Here is a 20967-nt window from a genome sequence, read left to right as displayed (position 1 = left end):
GCCGAACCGATTCTGGACGTACCCGAGGAGTTACCCCGACCGTAACGACATCAGTTGTCACGGTGGGAAACGATCCTCTGGTCGCGAACTCCCGTCCATGGCGGTTCGGCGCGCCGCTCATTCTGCGGCCAGGCGGGCCGCGCGGTCGGCCTCGCCGAGCGCGGTGAACAGGTCGTCGAGGTTGCCGTCCAGCACGGAGTCCAGGTTGTGGGCCTTGAAACCGATGCGGTGGTCGGCGATGCGGTTCTCCGGGAAGTTGTAGGTGCGGATCCGCTCGGAACGGTCCACCGTCCGGATCTGCGAGGCGCGTCCGGCCGCGGCGTCGGCGTCGGCCTGTTCCTCGAGCAGGGCCTGCAGGCGGGCCGCGAGGACCTGCTTGGCGCGGATCTTGTTCTGCAGCTGCGACCGCTCGTTCTGGCAGGTCACCACCAGGCCGGTGGGCAGGTGGGTGAGGCGCACCGCGGAGTCGGTGGTGTTGACGCCCTGGCCGCCCTTGCCGGAGGACCGGTAGACGTCGATGCGCAGGTCCTTCTCGTCGATCTCGACTTCCTCGACCTCGTCGGGTTCCGGATAGACGAGCACGCCCGCCGCCGAAGTGTGAATGCGCCCTTGGGATTCCGTGACCGGCACCCGCTGCACGCGGTGCACGCCGCCCTCGAACTTGAGCTTGGACCACACGCCGTCGCGGGAGGCTTCCTTGCTCTTGATGGAGAAGCTGGCGTCCTTGTACCCGTCCAGATCGGAGTAGGTGACGCCGAGCACCTCGACCTTCCAGCCGTGCCGCTCCGCGTACCGGATGTACATGCGGGCCAGGTCGGAGGCGAACAGCGCCGACTCCTCGCCGCCCTCGCCGGACTTCACCTCGAGGATGACGTCGTCGCCGTCGTGCGGGTCGCGCGGCGCGAGCAGGTCGGTGAGCTGCTTGTCCAGCTCCTCCACCTGCGCCTGCAGCCCGGGCACCTCGGCCGCGAAGGACGAGTCGTCCGCGGCCAGCTCCTCGGCGGCGGCGAGGTCGTCGCGCGCGGAGGTCAGCTTGTTGTAGGTCGACATGATCGGACCGAGCTCGGCGAACCGCTTGCCGACGCGACGGGCCGCGCCCGGGTCGTTGTGCAGCGAAGGGTCGGCGAGCTGGGTCTCCAGCCCCTGGTACTCGGCCAGGATGTCGTCGATCGCGTTGGGGGCCGTCTTGTCGGCCATCGCGGTTACTCCCGTCTTAGTAGGTCCATAAACGCACCGACGCCCGGCCTGCGGAGCGCAGGACGGGCGTCGGGGGGACAGCTACTTGGCAGCCTTGTCGCGCTTGCCGTAGCGGGCCTCGAAGCGGGCCACGCGGCCGCCGGTGTCCAGAATCTTCTGCTTGCCCGTGTAGAACGGGTGGCACTGGGAGCAGACCTCGACCGTGATCTGGCCCGACTCCTTGGTGCTCTTGGTCTGGAAGGTGTTGCCACAACCGCAGACCACGGTGGTGTCCACGTAAGTGGGGTGAATTCCTGCCCTCATTGGGTGTCCTTTCAATGGTCGCCGGGTCGCCTTCGAGAAGACGTGAACCGGAACCGACTAGAGGCATGGTTGCCGACGGAACAGTCTAAGCGCTGCTCCCACGTGGTCACCACGAGGGGTGACATGGGGCAGAACAGGCGCCCCGAGCCATTTGTTCCCGACCGGGACTCGGATGACTTCGCGAGCAAACCCGAAAGTCGAGTAGCGCGCTACTCAGGAATGCGAACACCTGTGTTCATAGAGTTCTCTCCAGGTGAAGGCCCCGCGAACGACCCGGAAAGGACGAATGGTGACCAGGAAGGAAGCGACAGCTGGGGGAATCCTGGCACTGCTCGCCCTTGTGGTCTTCGCGGGCTGGTGGATGGCTCCCGGAGAGTCCGGCAACGCGGTGGGATCCGTGAATCCGGCCCCACTCCCGCCGCGGGGGGACGACACCCTCACCTATCGAGCGGTCACGGCATCGGAGAACACCGGTGCCGTGACCGCGCTCGTTCTCGGCTTCATGATCGGCGGCGCGGCATTGATCGGACTGTTCTTCTTCAGTCCGGTCCCGGTTCCGGACATACGGCGGCGGCCCCGCCGAAGCGGGGCCGCCGTCGTGGTTCGCTGCGGGCGCGGGGCAATCGGTTGCCTTGCGCCACAGGCTTATTCGTCGATCGCGCCCGGGGCGGTCTTGGAGACCGTCATCAGGAACTCGATGTTGGACTTGGTCTTCTTCAACCGGTCCACCATCAGGTCGATGGCCTGATGCGAGTCCAGGCCGGACAGCACGCGACGCAGCTTGTGCAGCACGGCCGCCTCGTCCGGGGACATCAGCAGGTCGTCGCGACGGGTGCTGGACAGGTTCACGTCGACCGCCGGGAACACGCGGCGCTCGGCGATCTTGCGATCGAGCTTGAGCTCGGCGTTACCCGTGCCCTTGAACTCCTCGAAGATGACCGTGTCACCGGTGGAACCGGTCTCCACCAGCGCGGTGGCGATGATGGTGAGCGAGCCGCCGTTCTCGATGTTGCGGGCCGCGCCGAGGAACCGCTTGGGCGGGTACAGCGCGGTGGAATCCACACCACCGGAAAGGATTCGGCCCGACGCCGGGGACGAGTTGTTGTACGCGCGGCCGAGACGAGTGATCGAATCGAGCAGCACGACGACGTCCTGACCGGCCTCGACCAGGCGCTTGGCCCGCTCGATGGCGAGCTCGGCGACCGAGGTGTGGTCGCTCGGCGGGCGGTCGAAGGTGGAGGCGATGACCTCGCCGCGCACGGAGCGCTGCATGTCGGTCACTTCCTCGGGACGCTCGTCCACCAGCACCACCATCAGGTAGCACTCGGGGTTGTTGGTCGCGATCGCGTTGGCGATGTCCTGGATGACCATCGTCTTGCCCGCCTTGGGCGGGGACACGATCAGCGCGCGCTGGCCCTTACCGATCGGCATGATCAGGTCGATGATGCGTGTGGTCAGCTTGTTCGGCTGGGTCTCCAGCCGCAGGCGCTGGTTCGGGTACAGCGGGGTGAGCTTGTTGAATTCCGGTCGGCGCCTGGCACTTTCGACGTCGCCGCCGTTGACCGTGTCCAACCGCACCAGCGGATCGAACTTCTGACGCTGGTTGCTCTGGTCGCCGTCACGCGGGGCACGCACCGCACCGACGATGTGGTCACCACGGCGCAGGCCGTTCTTGCGGACCAGGTTCATCGACACGTACACGTCGTTCTGGCCGGCCAGGTAGCCGGAGGTGCGGACGAACGCGTAGTTGTCGAGGACATCGAGGATGCCCGCGACCGGCTGCAGGATGTCGTCCTCGCGGATCTCCATCTCGCGGGCCTCGCCGCCGCCACCACCGGCGCCGCCGTCGCGGTCCCGCCCACGGCGACGCTCACGGAAGCGGCGACCCCGACGGCCGCGGCCCTCTTCGTCGTCACCACCGCGGTCATTGCGGTCGCTGCGACCGGCGCCGTTCTGCTGACCGGCGTTCTGGTTGCGCTCACCCTGATTGCGCTCACCCTGGTCGCCGCGCTGACCGCGCTCGCCCTGGTTGCGCTCACCCTGGTTGCGATCGCGGCGACGCTCGCCGCCCTCCTGCTCGCCCTTGTCGGCGGCGGGGGCCTCGGCAGCGTCGGCCGCGCCACGCTGCTCGCGACCACGGCGCTGGCGGCCGCGGCCACGCTGGCCGCCGTCGCGAGTGTCCTCGCCACCCTCGGCGCGGGCGGTCTCGCCCTCCTCGCGCTTGGCCTCACGGGACTCCGCGGCCTTGGATTCGCGCGTCTCCGAAGCGTTTTGGCGGGACTCGGCCTTCTCGGCGCGGTCGGCCTTCGCCTCGGTCTTCGCCTCGGTCTTCGCCTCGGCCGGCGCCGCATCGGCGGACCGGGCGGACTTCTTCACGGACTCGGTGTCGGCGGCCGACACGGACTCCCCGCCGGTCGACGCGTCCTCGGCCTTCGACTTGGCCTTCCCCGTGGTCTTGCCACCACCGGTCGCGGGCGCCTTGATGGTGGCCCCGACCTGGTTCTCCTTGATAGCGGCGATGAGATCACCCTTACGCATCCCGGAAGTGCCTCGGATACCGAGTTCTCCCGCAAGCGCACGCAACTGCGGCAACAACATTCCAGTCAGCCCCGATCGTGCGACGTCAGTTTGTTCGCTCATCTTCGAAATCTGTCCGGAGTCACTTTCGCGGCTCCCCGAGGACGCTGGATCACTGTCCACCCCGGGTGTCGCGAGCAGGTCCGTATCTGTCACGGAAATCCTTTCCTTCCCTCGACCGCCGTGTGCCAGTTCGAGGGTTCCTCCTGCAGTCCGGACTCCTGCCGGACTCGGATGCCGTATCGCCTGTCCCGCCGGACCGGTGGGCTCGCCAAATGGTGGGAGAGATCATTCCAGTTGACTGGCTACCCCCAAGTTTCGAGCCTCGAGCTCGAGCCCGAGCAAGGAGCCTCTGGAGCGATTTGCCCTGATGAAGCACCGGCGTCTGACGCGCACGATGTACGGACTCGCTCAGGATAGCTCCCACCTTTTGCATCGGCAAGGCAGGCGCGCTGTCAATCCACCAAGACGCCGTCGGCGATGCCGGGCTCGAGCACGCGCAGTCCGTCGGCGATCGCGAGTTCGCGCAGTTCCTCGGGGAATTCGCTGGTCGCGAAGGCCAACACGGTCGGACCTGCGCCCGACACAGTAGCCGGAATGCCGGCCGCGCGCAGCCGTTCGATCCACTTCGTGGTGAGCGGCAGCGCCGAGGCGCGGTAGCCCTGATGTAGCCGGTCGGCCGTGGCGGGCATCAGCAGGTCAGGGCGCTGCGTCAAGGCGACTACCGCCAGCGCGGCCCGGCTGGCGTTGAAGGCCGCGTCGGCGTGCGGCACCGTGTCCGGGAGCAGGCCGCGGGTGTGCGCGGTGGAGGAACGCTCCTCGGGGATGAGCACCACCGGGCGCAGCGAGGCGTGCGGTTCCAGCCGCACCGCGCGGTAGACGCGGCCGTGCAGCTCCGCCGTGCCGTTTCCGGCTGCGGGACCGTCGGTTTCGGACCAGGACACCACGATCCCGCCCAGAATGCTGGCCGACGCGTTGTCCGGGTGGCCCTCGAATTCCGAGGCCAGCTGCACCATCACGTCATCGCCGTAGGCCAGTCCGGCATCGAATTTCGCGGCCAGGCCGCGGCCGGCGGCCAAGCCGCCGACCACCGCCGAAGCCGACGAGCCCATGCCCCGCGAATGCGGAATCACGTTGCGGCACACCACGTCCAGGCCGTCCGCCCACACGCCCGCGGCCTGCAGGCCGCGTTCGATGGCGCGCACCACCAGATGCGAAGGGCCCCAGGGCACATCATCGGCGCCCTCCCCCTCGACCCGGATGGTCAGGCCGGTGTCGGTGGTGGACACCGTGATCTCGTCGTAGAGACCCAGAGCGATTCCCAGGGAATCGAATCCCGGACCCAGATTCGCGCTGGACGCCGGAACCCGCACGGTGACGGAGATTCCGGCGGGCAGCGTCCGCGTCATGAGCTGTGCGTCGCGCGCGGTCAACTCAGGCCAGCTCGAGCTCGTGGGCCACGGCGACCGGGTCGACCGCGATCGGCTTGACCTCGGGCATCCCCTTGAGCGCGTTGTCCGGGTCCTTGAGACCGTTGCCGGTCACGGTGCAGACCACGGTGAGACCGGAATCCAGCCAGCCCTCGGCGCGCGCGGCCAGCAGACCGGCGACCGACGCGGCGGAGGCGGGCTCCACGAAGACGCCCTCGGTGGCCGCGACCAGGCGGTACGCGGCGAGGATTTTCTCGTCGGTGGCCGCGCGGAAGGCGCCACCCGACTCCTCCTTGGCGTTCATCGCACCGTTCCAGGACGCGGGCGCACCGATCCGGATGGCGGTGGCGATGGTCTCCGGGTTCGGCACCGGAGCACCGTTGACCAGCGGCGCGGCACCCGCGGCCTGCACGCCCAGCATGCGCGGGCGCGAGGTGGTGACGCCGTCGGCGAAGTACTCGCTGTAGCCCTTCCAGTACGCGGTGATGTTGCCCGCGTTGCCGACCGGGAGCACGTGCACGTCGGGGGCCTTGCCCAGCGCGTCGGCGATCTCGAAGGCGGCCGTCTTCTGGCCCTCGATGCGGGCCGGGTTCACCGAGTTCACCAGGCCGACCTCGGGGAAGTCGGAGGTGACCTTGCGGGCCAGCTCCAGGCAGTCGTCGAAGTTGCCGTCCACCTGGATGATCTTCGCGCCCAGCATGACCGCCTGGGCCAGCTTGCCCATGGCGATCTTGCCCGACGGGATCAGCACCGCGCAGTGCAGTCCGGCGCGGGTGGCGTACGCCGCGGCCGAGGCCGAGGTGTTGCCGGTCGAGGCGCACAGCACGGCGGTCTTGCCGTTGTACTTGGCGTCGGTCATGGCCATGGTCATGCCACGGTCCTTGAACGAGCCGGTCGGGTTCGCGCCCTCGACCTTGAGGTACACCTCGCAGCCGGTCAGTTCCGACAGGTGGTGTGCGGGCACCAGCGGGGTGCCGCCCTCGAAGAGAGTGACGGCCTTCCAGTCGGCGGGAATCGCGAGACGATCGCGATACGCGTCGATCAAACCCGGCCACGGCGTGTGCACAGGTGCAGCAGCGCGTGCGGTTGCACTCATTCCTCGGTGCCTTCCAATCTCAGAACACTGGTCACGGACGTGACGGAGTCCAGTTCGGCCAATGCGGCAACGGTATCCGCCAGCGCGGACTCCAGCGCGTGGTGGGTCACCACAACCAGGCGCGCACCCTCGTCGTGCCCCTCCTGGCGGACCGTCGAGATGCTCACACTGTGTTTGGCGAATTCCCCGGCGACCGCTTCCAGCACACCGGTGCGGTCGGCGACCTGCATGTTCACGTGATAGCGGGTCGGGGTGTCGCCGATCGAGGCGATCGGCAGCTCAGCATAGACCGATTCGCCCGGTGCGCGGCCACCGTAGAACTTGTTGCGCGCCGCCATCACCAGATCGCCCATCACGGCCGACGCGGTGGGAGCGCCGCCGGCGCCCTGCCCGTAGAACATCAGGCGGCCGGCGTTCTCGGCCTCCACGACCACGGCGTTGAACGCGCCGCTGACCGCGGCGAGGGGGTGCTTGCGCGGGATGAGGGCCGGGTAGACGCGCACGGAAATCTTCTCCTTGCCGCCCTCGTCGGTGACGCGCTCGGCCATGGCCAGCAGCTTCACCGTGCAGCCCACGGCCGCGGCGGTCTCCAGATCCTCGGAGGTGATCTTGGAGATGCCCTCGCGGTAGACGTCGCCGGAGGTGACGCGGGTGTGGAAGGCGACCGAGGCCAGGATCGCGGCCTTGGCGGCGGCGTCGTAGCCCTCGACGTCGGCGGTCGGGTCGGCCTCGGCGTAGCCCAGGCGGGTGGCCTCGGCCAGCACGTCGTCGTAGTCGGCGCCGGTCTCGGCCATGGCCGAGAGGATGAAGTTGGTGGTGCCGTTCACGATGCCGACCACGCGGTTGACCCGGTCGCCGGACAGCGACTGGATGAGCGGGCGGACCACCGGGATGGCGCCGGCCACGGCGGCCTCGAAGTAGAGGTCGGCGCGGTGGTTCTCGGCCGCGGCGGCCAGCTCGCCGGTGTAGTCCGCGAGCAGCGCCTTGTTGGCGGTGACCACGGACTTACCCGCGTTCAGGGCCGCGGAGATGAGGGCGCGGGCCGGGTCGATGCCGCCCATCACCTCGACGACGATGTCGACGTCGTCGCGGGTGACCAGGGCCTCGGCGTCGGTGGTGAGCAGGTCGGCGGACAGGCCGCGGTCCTTGCTCAGGTCCCGCACCGCGACGCCGCGCAGCACGACGGGGGCGCCGACACGGTTGCACAGGTCGTCGGCGTGGTCACGAATGATGCGGACCACCTCGGTGCCGACCGTGCCCATGCCGAGGACCGCGACACCGATCGGGTGATCCGATCCCCACACGCCGTTCTTCGCAGCGTTGTTCGCCACCTCGGTCATGCCTTCACCTCCAAGCTGAGTAGGTCCTCCACCGTTTCACGGCGGAGGATCAAGCGCGCCTTGCCGTCTCGCACCGCGACCACCGGGGGCCGGGTGAGCATGTTGTAACGGCTCGACATCGAGTAGCAGTACGCGCCGGTCGCGGCCACCGCCACCAGGTCGCCCGGGCCCACATCGGCCGGGAGCCAGGTATCGCGGATGACGATATCCCCACTCTCGCAATGCTTTCCGACCACTCGGGCCACCACCGGACCGGCCTCGCTGGACCGCGAGACCAGCCGGCAGTCGTACTCGGCCTGGTACAGGGCCGGACGAATGTTGTCGCTCATGCCGCCGTCGACGCTCACATAGCGTCGGCGATTGCCGCCGTCGAGCACAACATCTTTGATGGTGCCCACCTCGTAGAGGGTGACGGTGCCGGGACCGGCGATGGCGCGGCCCGGCTCGACGGCGATGGTCGGCATCGGCAGCCCGGCGCGCTCGGCCTCCTCGGCCACGATGCGGCGCAGGTTGGCGGCGAAGCCGTCCAGGGCGGGCGGATCCTCGTGCGGCAGGTACGAGATGCCCAGGCCGCCACCGAGATCCAGGATCCGCATCTGCTCGGCGCGTTCCATGCCGAACTTGTCGGCGACCTCGCGCAGCAGGCCCAGCATGCGGCGGGTGGAGATCTCGAAGCCGTCGATCTCGAAGATCTGCGAGCCGATGTGCGAGTGCAGGCCGAGCAGGCGCAGGTTGTCGGATTCGAAGACCCGCGCGATGGCCTGCATGGCGTCGCCGCCCGCGATGGAGAAGCCGAACTTCTGGTCCTCGTGCGCGGTCGAGATGTACTCGTGGGTGTGGGCTTCCACGCCGACGGTGACGCGCACCAGCACGTCGACGACCTTGCCCGCGCGCTTGGCGACGGCTTCCAGCCGCTCGATCTCGATCAGCGAGTCGACGACCACGTCGCCGACGCCCGCCTCGACCGCCATCTCGAGTTCGGGCACCGATTTGTTGTTGCCGTGCAGCGCGATTCGCTCGGCCGGGAAGCCGGCGTGCAGCGCCACCGCGAGCTCGCCGCCGGAGCAGACGTCCAGGTGCAGGCCCTCGTCGCGGATCCAGCGGGCGATCTCGCCGCACAGGAACGCCTTGGAGGCGTAGTGGACTCGCGCGCCGTCGCCGAAGGCGCGGACCATGTCGCGGCAGCGGGAACGGAAGTCGTCCTCGTCGATGACGAACAGCGGGGTGCCGTACTCGGCGGCCAGCTCGTGCACCGGCACACCGGCCAGCCGCACCACGCCGTCGGCGTCGCGGGAGGCGTTGCGCGGCCACACGTTCGCGGGCAGCTCGATCATCTGGGCGGGCGCGCTGGGGCGCTCGGCCAGGGTGGGCGCGTGCGGAATGTCCGCGTGGCGGGGACCGGCGGGGTGGGCACTCATCTACATACGCTCCGGAGCACTGACGCCTAGCAGGCCGAGGCCGTTGGCGAGAACCTGACGGGTGGCTTTGACCAGCTCGAGACGAGCGGCGTTGAGCGGGGTGACCTCGTCGTCGCCCTGCGGGATGACGCGCAGCGTCTTGTCGGACTGGAAGGGGTGGTACGCGCCTGCCAGCTCCTCGAGGTAGCGGACGACGCGGTGCGGCTCGCGCATGTCGGCGGCGGTGGCCACCACGCGCGGGTACTCGCCGAGGGTGCGGATCAGCTCGCCCTCGCGGTCATCGGTGAGCAGCGCGAAATCCGGTGCGATCGAGGCGTAGTCGAACGCGGCGGAGTTGCCGATGATCTGGTTGGTGCGGGCGTGCGCGTATTGCACGTAGTAGACCGGGTTCTCACTGTCCTGGCGGGTCCACAGGTCCAGGTCGATGTCGATGCTGGAGTTCACCGAGGAGCGCACCAGCGAGTAGCGGGCGGCGTCGACGCCGATCTGCTCGACCAGGTCGTCGAGGGTGACGACGGTGCCCGCGCGCTTCGACATGCGGACGGCGGCACCGTCTTTCACCAGGTTCACCATCTGGCCGATGAGCACCTCGACGGTGTCGGGGTTGTCGCCGAAGGCGGCCGCGGCGGCCTTCAGACGCCCGATGTAGCCGTGGTGGTCGGCGCCCAGCATGTAGATGCACAGGTCGAAGCCGCGCGAGCGCTTGTTCTGGAAGTAGGCGATGTCACCGCCGATGTAGGCGGACTTGCCGTCGCTCTTGATGACGACGCGGTCCTTGTCGTCGCCGTACTCGGTGGAGGCGATCCACCAGGCGCCGTCCTTCTCGTACAGGTTGCCCGACGCCTTGAGCTCGTCGAGGGCCTTCTCCACCGCGCCCGAGGCGAACAGCGAGCTCTCGTTGAAGTACACGTCGAAGTCGGTGCCGAATTCGTGCAGCGTCTTCTTGATGTGCGCGAACATCAGCTCGACGCCCGCGCTGCGGAACAGCTCGTGGCGCTCGGTCTCCGGGAGTTCCAGCACGCCCGGGTTGGCCTTCACGACGGTGTCGGCGATGTCGTTGATGTAATCGCCCGCGTACCCGTCCTCGGGGGTCGGCTGCCCCAGCGCGGCGGCGACCAGCGAGTTGGCGAAGCGGTCGATCTGCGCGCCGTGGTCGTTGAAGTAGTACTCGCGGGTGACGTCGGCGCCCTGCGCGGCCAGGATGCGGCCGAGCGCGTCGCCGACCGAGGCCCAGCGGGTGCCGCCCAGGTGGATGGGGCCGGTGGGGTTGGCGGAGACGAACTCCAGGTTGATCCTGGTGCCGCTCATGGCGTCCGCGGTGCCGAACTCCGCGCCCGCCTCCAGGATCTTCTCCACGATCGCGCCCTGCGCGGCCTTGGCCAGGCGGATGTTCAAAAAGCCGGGTCCCGCGACTTCGGCGACCTCGATGCCCTCGGCGGCGGTCAGCGCCTCGGCGAGCAGGGTGGCGAAATCGCGCGGGTTCATTCCCGCCTTCTTGCCTACCTGCATGGCCACATTCGTGGCATAGTCACCGTGCTCGGGGTTGCGGGGACGCTCCACCTTGACCTCGTCGGGCAGGACCGCAGGGTCGGATCCACGTTCGACAAGTACCTTCGCCGCGGTAGCACGAAGGAGATCTGCAAGGTCAGCTGGAGTCACGAGTCACTATCCTATGGTCTGAGCAGGTGAACGCCGCGAGCGGGCACCACCGGGCAGGTGCCCAGCAAACGATGCGGCCGCGTCGTTTGATTGTCCGACACGTCGAAAAGAGCACAACAAGCATGCCGAGCAAGACCAGTGCCAAATCGGCCAAGGCCATCAAGGCCGCGGGCAAGTCCGCCGGGTCGTCCCGCAAGGGCGGTGGCGGCGGACTGGGCGGTAAGCGCCAGATCCCGTGGCTCATGATCGGCGCCGTCGTCTGCGTCCTCGCCCTGATCGGCGGCATCGCCTGGGTGCTCGTGCCGAAGATCCAGGACAAGCAGGAGCAGAACAAGTACACGCCGTCCGCGCAGAAGAAGGATCCCTCGGATCAGATCTCCGGCGTGGTGAAGAAGGACTACGCGGCGGGCCTGCACATCTCCGCGACCCAGCGGGTGGCCTACGACCAGGCCCCGCCCTTCGGCGGTCCGCACGACAGCTCGTGGGCGGCGTGCACCGGTGTGGTGTACCCGGTGGCGATCCGCACCGAGAACGCGGTGCACTCGCTCGAGCACGGCGCGGTCTGGATCGCCTACAACCCGGACAAGCTCGACAAGGCGGGCGTCGACACGCTGTCGGCCAAGGTCAAGGGCAAGCCGTACACCCTGATGTCGCCGTACCCGGGCCTGGATTCGGCCATCTCGCTGCAGTCGTGGGGCCACCAGCTCAAGCTGGACAGCGCCGATGACAAGCGCGTCACCCAGTTCATCACCGCGCTGCGGCTGAACCAGTACGCCTACCCCGAGGTCGGCGCGGACTGCGCGAACCCGACCTTCAAGACCGACAACCCGCCGGCCTTCGACCCGAGCGCCCCCGGCCCCGACGCGGTCCCGATGGACGGCACCGGTGCGACCAAGGCGCAGAACGAGACCGGCGGCACCCCGGGCATGCCCGGCGGCATCCCCGGCTTCCCCGGCGGCATCCCGAGCCTGCCCGAGGGCACCCCGGGTCTGCCGACCGACGCCGGCCTGCCCGGCGGCATCCCGACCATCCCGGCCCCGACCGACGGCCCGACGCAGCCGGAGCAGCCGGCTCCGACCCAGTAGTGCCGCCGTTCATGGCCGACGTTCCCGACCGCAGCTCCGAGCCGGATCCCGCCGCCGAGCCCGACCAGCAGCCGCGCCGCAATCAGCGGCAGCTGCTGGCGATCCTCGGCGTGGTCGGGGTGCTGCTCGTGGGTTTCCTGGCCGGAATCCTGGTCGGCAATCCGCTGCGGCATCAGACCGAAACGCCCGGCGCCGTGGATGTCGGCTTCTCCCAGGACATGTCGGTGCACCACACGCAGGCGGTGCAGATGTCGAGTCTGGCGCTGACCGGGTCGGCCGACCCGGCGGTGAAGCGCCTGGCCTACGACATCCTGACCACGCAGGCCAATCAGGCCGGGCGCATGCAGGGTTGGCTGCAGCTGTGGGACAAGCCGCTCATCTCCCCCGACGGCTACATGGGCTGGATGACCGACATGTCGGCGCACCAGCATTCGGGCACGGCCATGCACGCGGGCGCGGTGCAGACCATGCCCGGGATGGCCTCGGATCAGGAGATGGCCGCGCTCGGCCAGGCCACCGGTCCGGCCCAGGACGCGTTGTTCCTGCAGCTCATGCTGCGCCACCATCAGGGCGGCATGCCGATGATCGAGTACGCGGAACAGCGCGCCGACACCGACGCGGTGCGGTCGCTGGCGGAGAGCATGGCCAAAACCCAGCAGGGTGAGGCCGATCTGATGACGCAGATGCTCGCCGAACGCAAGGTCGCACCGCTGCCGATGAACTGAGGACCGGCGGACCGGGTGGATAGAAACGCCCGGTCCGCATCGGTTTTTGGCGCAGCGCAGCCGATGCGATACGCTTTCCCCGCCCGACCGGGAGACCGGACGGGACCATCCCCGCCCTCGTAGCTCAGGGGATAGAGCGTCTGCCTCCGGAGCAGAAGGCCGCAGGTTCGATTCCTGCCGAGGGCACCACCGAAGGCCCCGACCGTCAATGACGGTCGGGGCCTTTGTCGTTCGCGCAGCGTGATGGTGTCCGCGCACCGTGACAGCCGGAGCAAATGTCTGACTTATCGTGCCATCGTGACGGATCGGTATTCCGATTCACGGCCCTGGGCGGGAAGGTAGAGCTGTGCATCGCGGTGTCCGGTTGCGCAGGAGGCAGCCGGACACCGCGAGCGCGTTCCGGGCAGATCGGTCGGCCCTGCCTTGCCGAGTGAAACACGTGCACGCCGGTATCTTCTGAGAGGTGCCGGAGAACGAGAGCGCCCGTCCAGGACAGCGGTCTCGGCGCGCCTCGCGCCCCGGGTTCCGCCGCCTGTTCCCGCTGCTCGCGGCCACCGTCACCGGCTCCATCCTGGCCGCGTCGGCCACCGCCACACCCGTCCGGCCGGAGGAGACGACCCTCGCGTCGTTCTACGACCCGGCCGCCGACCGGATTCCCGGGACCCACGGTTCGGTGATCCAGATCCGGCCGCTCACAGGCGATCCCGCGCTCGCCGGGGCACGCAACTATCTGCTGATGTACCGCTCGATCGATATGCAGGGCGATCCGGTCGCGGTCACCGGCACGCTCGCGGTGCCCGACAGCACGCCGCCGCCCGGCGGCTGGCCGTTGATCTCCTGGGCGCACGGCACCACCGGTGTCGCCGACGTGTGCGCGCCCTCCCAGGACACCTCCCCCGACTTCCCGGCCCACGACTACACCTCGATGGTGCGGCGGGTGCAGGAGCGCTGGGTGGCGGCCGGGTACGCGGTCGCGCAGACCGACTATCAGGGGCTGGGCACGCCCGGGCCGCACGGCTATCTGATCGGCGCCGCCGAGCAGCGTGCCGTCACCGATATGGCCAGGGCCGCACGGCAGATCGACCCCGATATCGGGACGCGCTGGGTGGCGGTCGGGCATTCCCAGGGCGGGCAGGCGGCCGTCTTCACCGACGCGCAGGCCCAGCAGTGGGCGCCGGACCTGCAGCTGTTGGGCGCGGTGGCCCTCGCCCCGGCCTCACACCAGGGCATCGGCTTGCAGGCCTCGCAGCTGGCCACCACCGCCGGCGTGGCGGGGGCGCTGGCTCCGCTCACCGGCGGCGCGGTGTCGTTCCTGCCCTTGATCATTCGCGGCGCGCAGACGGTGGCCGAGGTGGATCCCGTTCGATTCCTCACGGCGCGTGCGCAATCCATGCTGGATCAGGCCGACAACCGGTGCATCGGTCAACTGCGGCAACCGGAATCGTGGGGCGGAATGAACTCCGACGACGTCTTCCGGCGCGACGGGGACACCGCAGCGCTGATCCGCGTGCTGAACGAGAACGACCCCACCGCCCTGTCCTTCGCCCAGCCGCTGCTGGTGTTGCAGGGCCGCGCCGACACGACCGTGCCCGCCACGGGCACCGAGGCCATGGTGGTGCAGCAGCGCGCGAGCGGGCAGCCGGTGGAGTACCACGCCTATACGGGGGTGGATCACCGCGGCGTGCTCGACGCGTCGTTCGACGACGCCCTGGGCTGGGTGAACCGGCGCTTCGGGCGCTGAACTCAGGCCGACGGCGTCCAGGCCGGGTCGCGGCCGAACCAGGCGGCGAGACGGTCGTAAGCGGGGGCGTCGGCGGCGATCGGCATCTCGAGTCCGAAAGCCTTTCCCGGGCCCCGGAATTCAGGTTTGAGCACCCGGTGCGACCAGGCCAGGCCGTATTCGGCGAGTTGGGGGTCCAGGGTCCGGTCCTGGCCGGTGGCGCGGGCGAGATCCCAGGTGTGCGTGGTGAATTCGGCGATCTGCTGGTCGACGCGGCCGCGCAGCGGGGCCTCCCCGCCCATTCCGGGCACCGGCCGTTCCAGGTCGGCGGCCCGCCACTCGTCGAGCAAAGCCTGCGCGCGGGTCCGGAATTCGGCGGCCCAGTCCGCGCCGACCTCGTCGGGCGGGGCTCCCCACTCGGGCATGTCGCCGCGGGCGGCGATACGGAAGTCGCGCAGGATCTGACCGATCAGGTGGGTCGCCAGCTCCCGCACGGTCCAGTCGCCGCACGGGGTGGGCTGGTCGGCCTGGTCCGGGGTGACGGCGGCGACGACCTCGCCGGTCTGGGTGATCGCCCGGGTCAGGAGAGCGATGGCCGGATCCACCGGTGACGTGTCGGTCATGCGGCCAGATTAGCCCCGGGGCAGGACCTTCCGAGTTTCATCGGCGTGGGGCGCGGCGAGCAGAGCGGCGGGCGCGGTGCGCGCCGGCCGGATCCGCCACAGCAGATACACCCCGGCCGCGCAGCCGACGGTGACGACCAGCGCCGCCCACCCGGGCGCCGCCGAGACCACGCCGCTCGGATCCCGGTACCAGCGCGGCGAATACGCGACCCGGCCGAAGTCGCTGCCGCGCAGCGCCACCACCAGGCAGGGCACGATCAGCACCGCGATGGCCACCACCGCGCTGCCGGCGGTCTTCGGCACGGCCGCGCCGAAGCAGCAGCCGATGGCGAATCCGGTGGCCACGACGCCGAGCACCGGGATCACCGAGTACTGGTGGGCCAGGCCCGCGGTGCCCGCCGCGAAGACGGCCAGCGCCCCGGTCACCGCCAGCGCGAGCCACGGGGAGCGCCGCGACCGTCCGGCGACCAGTCCGGCCAGCAGGGCCAGCACCGGGAACGGCGCGGTCCAATCCGGCCGCGGCACCGCGATGATCGCGCTGCCCGCATTGGCCACCGCGACCGCCAGCAGCACCAGCGTGCCCTCGCGGCCCGGCAGCAACAGGGCGGCCAGCACGGCCGCGCCGACGGTGACGGCGATGGCCGCGCCGATCTGCACGAACGTCCCGGCATGGCGTACGAACCATTCCGTCGACAGCACGGTCGCGGTGATCACCACGAGCGCGGACAGGATGGTGCCGATGGCCAGGTCGGTGGTCTCCTCCTCGGCCACCGGATCGGACTGTTGCAGCGCGATTCCCGTGGCCAGCAGCGCGGCGGTGAGTAGCAGCAGCCACACCGGCGGCGTTCCGACCGAGGCCAATTGGATGAGCGGGTTGCTGCCGCCGTCGGCGGGTGGCAGCGAGGTCTGGTCCCCGACCAGGATCGAGCCGAGCGCGCCGATGAGGAAGGCCGCGGTCGCGAGCGGCTTGCCGAAGACCGCGACGGCGAGCGCGCCGAGCAGGATGCCCGCGAAGATGGAGTCGATGTAATTGGCGGTGGTGAGGCTGTCCATGGTCGGCGCGCCCCGGTTCCAGAACTGGTCGACCAGCAGCATGACCGCGCTGCCGCAGGCGGTGATCCAGGCGCTGCGTCTGCCGAGCGCGACCACCAGGGCCGCGGACACCACGGCCAGCGCGGCTCCGGCCGCGGCGGCGCGCGGCATATTGAGGACGAGCAGATCCAATTGCAGGACCGGTCCGGCGGTGGCGCCGCCGAGATCGAGGGGGGCCATCAGCAGCAGGCCCGCCACAGCCGCGCCGAGCAGGGCCGCGAGCGTCTCGATCGTCACCGCGTAGCGCCGGATCGACAGGGGTGCGGCCATGCCGGGCTGGTGTGCCAACGCGAACCTCGCGCCCATGTGTCACCTACTCCCTGGGTGATGCGACGCCTTCCGTGTACGGCGATGTCGAGCGGCTATGTGTGACCGAGGCTAACAGCCCTGCGCAGTGTGCATTCCGGGATGTGGAGTCGGTCACACAGGACGGCGATCACACGAAGCGCGTGGGAGCGGGGTGTGCGGTTCGCGCGAGCCGGTTCAGGCGCAGCGGAATCGGAAGGTCGCGAGCGGGGTGATGCCCGGCACCGAGGTGACCTCGAGCGCGGAATCGCTGTCGAGCATGCAGCCGATGGGCGCGGCGACCTGAACCCGGTAGCAGCCCGGCGCGCCCGGGTAGACGGCCGAGCCGTCGGCGCCGGTGGTGATGGTGGCCAGGCTCGCGCCGCCGCCGCAGGGCGCGATGTCGGCGGCCACGCCCGCCATGGGGAACTGTTCGGTTCCGAAGACCGCCTGCACTTTCAACGCCGGATCGGCGGCCGGTTCGGCGCCGGCCTGCGGGGCGAGCGCGCACGCGGCGGCGAGGGCGGACATGACGATCAGCGTGCGGCGCACCGGGTCTCCTTCGGCCTCGAGCCGATGATTCGGCTTCCGCGCCAATATAGGTGCTTCCCAGACCATTCGGTCACATTCCGTCGACCCGATGCACGGCGTGAGTCGACCCCGTGCACGTGTGATCAGACCGCGGAGACGGCGTCCGGCACCGTGAACACGCCGGGCGCGGCGCCGTTGCGGGGTGCGCGACCGGCGGCGGCGCACTGCTCGGAGGTGAAAGCGACCGCCGCGCCGAGGACTTCGAGGTCGACCCGGTCGCCGACCGCGGGCGCGCCGACACTGACCCGGCGCACCTGGATCGGTTCCGGGGAGCCGTCGAGGTCGAGGGTGAGCATGACGTCGGCGCCGCGGAATTCGAGGGCGCGCACGGTGGCGCTCCCGGCGTCGCCGGCGGCGGTGGCGTGGGCCAGCAGCTGTTCGGGGCGCAGCATGATCGCGCCCTGCCCGGTCGGGGCGTCGGCCTGCACGGGGATCCGGCCCAGCAGGGTCTCGGCGGTCACCGGGCCGATGCTGGCGTCGAGCAGCACGGTGTCGCCGAGGAATCCGGCGGTGAACAGGTCCGCGGGCTCGGCGTATACCTGTTCCGGGGTGCCGACCTGGGTGAAGCGGCCCGAGCACATGACGGCCACCTGATCGGCGAAGGACAGCGCCTCCTCCTGATCGTGGGTGACCAGGATGCTGGTCATGCCCGCGGCGCGCAGGGTTTCGGCGACGGCCTGGCGGGTGGCGGCGCGCAGTCCGGTGTCGAGGGCGCTGAAGGGTTCGTCGAGCAGCATCAGGGCGGGTTTGCGGGCCATCGCCCGGGCCAGCGCGACGCGCTGCTGCTGACCGCCGGAGAGCTGGTGCGGCCGCCGATCCGCGTAAGACGGGTCGAGGGAGACCATTTCGAGGAGTTCGGCCACGTGCTGCCGGTGCTTGCGGCTCGCCCCGAACCCGCCGCCCAGCCCGTAGGCGATGTTCTGGCCCACGGTCAGGTGTGGGAACAACGCGCCGTCCTGCGCCACATAACCGATGCGGCGGCGATGCGCGGGCAACGAGAAGCCTTCGCGGGTGACGGTTTCCCCGCCGATGGTGACCGAGCCCGCGTCGGGGTGCTCGAATCCGGCGATCACCCGCAGCAGGGTGGTCTTGCCGCAGCCCGAGGAGCCGACGACGGCGGTGGCGGTGCCGTCGGCGACGTCTAGGACGATGCCGTCGAGGACCGGCGCTCCCGGCCCGAAGCTCTTGCGAACCTGGTCTACGACAAGCCGACTCACAATCCCGCCGCCTTCCTGGATTGGGTGAACAGCAGATAGGTGACCGGGACCGAGGCGATGATCATGATCAGCGCGTAGGGCGCGGCGGCGGCGTAGTCCAGTTCGCCCGACAGCTGCCAGAACTGCATGGCGAGGGTGTTGGTGCCGTTGGGGGCGAGCAGCAGGGTGGCGGTCAGTTCGGTGGCCACGGCGACGAACACCATGGCGGCGGCGGCCGCGGCGGCGGGCGCGGTCAGGCGCAGGGTGACGCGGAAGAACGTGGCGGACGGGGACTTTCCGAGCGCCAGCGACGCCTCCTCCAGCCCGATCGGCACCTGGGCCAGCCCGGCGCGCACGCTGACCAGGGCGCGGGGCAGGAACATCAGGGTGTAGGCGGCCAGGATGGTGGCGGCGGTCTGATAGAAGACGGGCAGCCAGCGGATCGACACGGTCACCAGGGCCAGCGCGATCACGATGCCCGGCAGCGAACTGGTGATGTAGTTGGCGCCCTCGATGATTCGCGCGAACCGCGAGGTGGACCGGACCGCGACCCACGCGACCGGGAAGGCGCACAGGGTGGTGATCACCGCGGCGGTGGCGGCCAGACCGATGGTCTGGCCCAGGGATTCGCCGATGTCGACGGTGTTCCACACCGCCGAGCCGCCGATCTTCAGCCAGCGCCCGATGGTCCACAGCGGCACGCCCAGCGTGGCCGCCAGCGCCCCGAACAACACCAGGAGCATGGGAATCCGGCCCAGCCCCAAACGGATCCGGTGGACGCCGCGTTGCGCGCCGCCGCCGATCCGCGCGTAGCGGGCCCGCCCGCGCACCCCGGCCTCGGCGGCGAGCAGCACCAGGCACAGCACCACCAGTACGCCGGACAGGGTGCTGCCGGCGGCCCCGGCGAAGCTGGACTGATACTGCTGGAAGATGGCGGTGGTGAAGGTGTCGAACCGGATCATGGCGAAGGCGCCGTACTCGGCGAGCAGGTGCAGCGAGATCAGCAGTCCGCCACCGAGAATCGCGAGCCGCAGCTGCGGCAGCACCACCCGCGCGAAGACGGCGAACGGTCCCGAGCCCAGGGCCCGGGCCGATTCCTCCACGGCCGGGTCGAGCCGGCGCAGGGTGGCCGCGGCGGGCAGGTACACCAGCGGGAAGTAGGAGACGGTGGCGACGAGCACGCCCGCCCACAATCCGTGCAGCGAGGGGATGGCGCTGACCCAGCCGTAGCTGTTGACGAAGGCCGGAACCGCCAGGGGCGCGGCGAAGGCCGGCCCCCACCAGGCCGCGCCCGGCACGTCGGTGCGTTCCACGATCCAGGCCAGCCCGACGCCGAGCGCGACGCTGATCGGCACGGTGAGGACCACCAATTCGGCGGTATTGCGCAGCAATTCGGCCACGCGCGGCCGGAAGACGAGTTCCGCGGTCTCGTGCACGCCGGTGGAGACCAGGGTGGACACGATGTAGCCCAACGGCACGAGCGTCGCCGCCACCATGAGCAGGGCGGCGACGGTGACGAGCGACCCGGGCCGCCAGGCGAGTGCCTTGGCGACCCGGGTCGACCCGGTGGCCCGGGTGGGTACAGCGGTCCGAGCGGTCACTTAGAGCAGGCCCGCCTGGGTCATCAGCTGGGTGACCTTCTTGGAGTCCAGCTTCGAGGGGTCGATCTTGGGCGCGTCCAGCGAAGCCAGCGGCGGCAGCGCCGGGTTGGCGGCGACGTCGGAGGCCACCGGGTACTCCATGGAGTCGCCGTCGCGCAACACCTCCTGGCCCTTCTTGGAGGTGATGTAGTTCAGGAACTTCTGGGCGTCGTTCTGGTGCTTGCTCGACTTCAGCACGCCGCCACCGGAGATGGAGACGAAGGCGCCCGGGTCCTGGTTCTTGAAGTAGAACAGCTGGGTGTTCTTGCTGTTCTCCTTGGTCTTGGCCTGATCCTTGAACCAGTAGTAGTGGTAGATCACGCCGCCGTCGAACTGGCCGGAGTTGACGCCCTTCATGACGGTGGTGTTGTTCTGCGAGATGACCGCGTTCTCCTTCATGCCCTCGAGCCAGGAGAGGGTCGCCTCCTCACCCTTCTGGGCGAGCAGCCCGGCCACGATGGCCTGGAAGTCCGCGCCCGCGGCGGCGCCGCTCCAGCGGCCCTTCCACTGCGGCTGCGCCAGGTCCAGCAGCGACTTGGGCAGCTGGTCGGCGGGGAGCTTGCCGGTGTTGTAGACGAAAACGGTGGAGCGCGCGGCGATTCCGGTCCACTTGCCGGTGGAGGGGCGGAACTGCTCGGGCACCTGGCCGAGGGTGTCCTTGTCGACGTCGGCGAACAGGCCGGCGTTCTCGACCAGCGCCATGGCCGGGGAATTCTCGGTGATGAAGACGTCGGCCTTGGAGTTCTTGCCCTCGGCGACGATCTGGTTGCCCAGGTCGGTGTCACCGCCGTTGCGGATGGTCACCTTGATGCCGGTGTCCTTGGTGAACGCGTCGATCCACTCCTTGGTGAGGGATTCGTGCTGTGCGTTGTAGACCAGGATCTCGTTGTCCTCGTCGGACGAGCTGGAGCATGCCGTGGTCGCGCCGAGCACCGCGATCGCCGCCAATGCGCCTGACACCAGTTTCCATCGAGCCGCCGTCATGACCGT

17 protein-coding genes and 1 tRNA gene are annotated in these 20967 nt (G+C 69.7%); 4 read left to right on the top strand and 14 right to left on the bottom strand.

The window, feature by feature from the left end; all coding sequences use genetic code 11:
* Positions 1 to 117: 117 nt before the first annotated feature.
* From prfA to argS, 8 genes are all read right to left on the bottom strand, one after another.
* On the bottom strand, positions 118 to 1197 hold the full coding sequence (gene prfA / locus ACQP06_RS06090; protein WP_433671075.1) for a peptide chain release factor 1: 1080 nt from the start codon (positions 1195 to 1197) through the stop codon (positions 118 to 120).
* Positions 1198 to 1278: 81 nt separating this feature from the next.
* Positions 1279 to 1500: a 50S ribosomal protein L31 gene (rpmE, locus tag ACQP06_RS06085; RefSeq protein WP_357098869.1), complete on the bottom strand. Its 222-nt coding sequence runs from the start codon at positions 1498 to 1500 to the stop codon at positions 1279 to 1281.
* A 645-nt stretch (positions 1501 to 2145) separates the two neighbouring features.
* Positions 2146 to 4233, bottom strand: coding sequence for a transcription termination factor Rho (rho, locus tag ACQP06_RS06080; protein WP_433671073.1), 2088 nt, complete (start codon positions 4231 to 4233; stop codon positions 2146 to 2148).
* Positions 4234 to 4532: 299 nt separating this feature from the next.
* Entirely contained in the window at positions 4533 to 5486 is a 954-nt protein-coding gene (gene thrB, locus ACQP06_RS06075; protein ID WP_433673249.1) for a homoserine kinase, read from the bottom strand.
* Between the two features lie 25 nt (positions 5487 to 5511).
* The gene (gene thrC / locus ACQP06_RS06070; protein ID WP_433671071.1) at positions 5512 to 6603 is read right to left on the bottom strand and encodes a threonine synthase; all 1092 of its coding nucleotides are present in this window, start codon (positions 6601 to 6603) and stop codon (positions 5512 to 5514) included.
* A complete protein-coding gene (locus tag ACQP06_RS06065; protein ID WP_379105652.1) occupies positions 6600 to 7943 on the bottom strand; it encodes a homoserine dehydrogenase in 1344 nt (447 codons plus the stop codon). Before ACQP06_RS06065 ends, thrC begins: the two co-directional genes overlap by 4 nt.
* Positions 7940 to 9361, bottom strand: coding sequence for a diaminopimelate decarboxylase (lysA, locus tag ACQP06_RS06060; protein ID WP_357097785.1), 1422 nt, complete (start codon positions 9359 to 9361; stop codon positions 7940 to 7942). The genes ACQP06_RS06065 and lysA overlap by 4 nt, the downstream gene beginning before the upstream one ends.
* Complete coding sequence (gene argS / locus ACQP06_RS06055) at positions 9362 to 11020, bottom strand: arginine--tRNA ligase (RefSeq protein ID WP_433671069.1); 1659 nt, start codon at positions 11018 to 11020, stop codon at positions 9362 to 9364.
* A 122-nt stretch (positions 11021 to 11142) separates the two neighbouring features.
* Between argS and ACQP06_RS06050 the strand changes: the two genes are divergently transcribed.
* The 4 genes from ACQP06_RS06050 (at position 11143) to ACQP06_RS06035 (ending at position 14571) form a co-directional block, all read left to right on the top strand.
* A complete protein-coding gene (locus ACQP06_RS06050) occupies positions 11143 to 12105 on the top strand; it encodes a DUF3105 domain-containing protein (RefSeq protein ID WP_433671068.1) in 963 nt (320 codons plus the stop codon).
* A gap of 11 nt (positions 12106 to 12116) precedes the next feature.
* Complete coding sequence (locus ACQP06_RS06045; protein WP_433671066.1) at positions 12117 to 12830, top strand: DUF305 domain-containing protein; 714 nt, start codon at positions 12117 to 12119, stop codon at positions 12828 to 12830.
* A 113-nt stretch (positions 12831 to 12943) separates the two neighbouring features.
* Positions 12944 to 13019 (top strand) — tRNA-Arg (locus tag ACQP06_RS06040).
* 274 nt (positions 13020 to 13293) lie between these two features.
* Positions 13294 to 14571 (top strand): alpha/beta hydrolase family protein, encoded by a 1278-nt coding sequence (locus tag ACQP06_RS06035; protein ID WP_433671064.1) that lies wholly within the window; start codon positions 13294 to 13296, stop codon positions 14569 to 14571.
* 2 nt (positions 14572 to 14573) lie between these two features.
* On the opposite strand, the gene ACQP06_RS06030 is transcribed toward ACQP06_RS06035, so the two are convergent.
* The 6 genes from ACQP06_RS06030 to ACQP06_RS06005 form a co-directional block, all read right to left on the bottom strand.
* Positions 14574 to 15173 carry a TIGR03086 family metal-binding protein gene (locus ACQP06_RS06030; RefSeq protein ID WP_433671062.1) on the bottom strand — a complete coding sequence of 200 codons (600 nt, stop codon included), beginning with the start codon at positions 15171 to 15173 and terminating at the stop codon, positions 14574 to 14576.
* A 9-nt stretch (positions 15174 to 15182) separates the two neighbouring features.
* On the bottom strand, positions 15183 to 16571 hold the full coding sequence (locus tag ACQP06_RS06025) for a hypothetical protein (RefSeq protein WP_433671060.1): 1389 nt from the start codon (positions 16569 to 16571) through the stop codon (positions 15183 to 15185).
* 177 nt (positions 16572 to 16748) lie between these two features.
* Positions 16749 to 17102 (bottom strand): hypothetical protein, encoded by a 354-nt coding sequence (locus ACQP06_RS06020; protein WP_433671059.1) that lies wholly within the window; start codon positions 17100 to 17102, stop codon positions 16749 to 16751.
* A 122-nt stretch (positions 17103 to 17224) separates the two neighbouring features.
* Positions 17225 to 18358 (bottom strand): ABC transporter ATP-binding protein, encoded by a 1134-nt coding sequence (locus ACQP06_RS06015; protein ID WP_433671057.1) that lies wholly within the window; start codon positions 18356 to 18358, stop codon positions 17225 to 17227.
* Positions 18355 to 19938: an ABC transporter permease gene (locus tag ACQP06_RS06010; RefSeq protein ID WP_433671055.1), complete on the bottom strand. Its 1584-nt coding sequence runs from the start codon at positions 19936 to 19938 to the stop codon at positions 18355 to 18357. The genes ACQP06_RS06015 and ACQP06_RS06010 overlap by 4 nt, the downstream gene beginning before the upstream one ends.
* Positions 19939 to 20961, bottom strand: a complete 1023-nt coding sequence (locus ACQP06_RS06005; RefSeq protein WP_433671053.1) for an iron ABC transporter substrate-binding protein — start codon at positions 20959 to 20961, stop codon at positions 19939 to 19941. It lies immediately after the preceding gene.
* Between the last annotated feature and the right edge of the window lie 6 nt (positions 20962 to 20967).

It is taken from the genome of Nocardia sp. CA-136227 (genome assembly GCF_050955695.1).
In the GTDB taxonomy this organism is placed as follows: Bacteria; Actinomycetota; Actinomycetes; order Mycobacteriales; family Mycobacteriaceae; genus Nocardia.
Note: the sequence above shows the minus strand (reverse complement) of the source record. Positions and strands in the feature narration are given on the sequence as shown.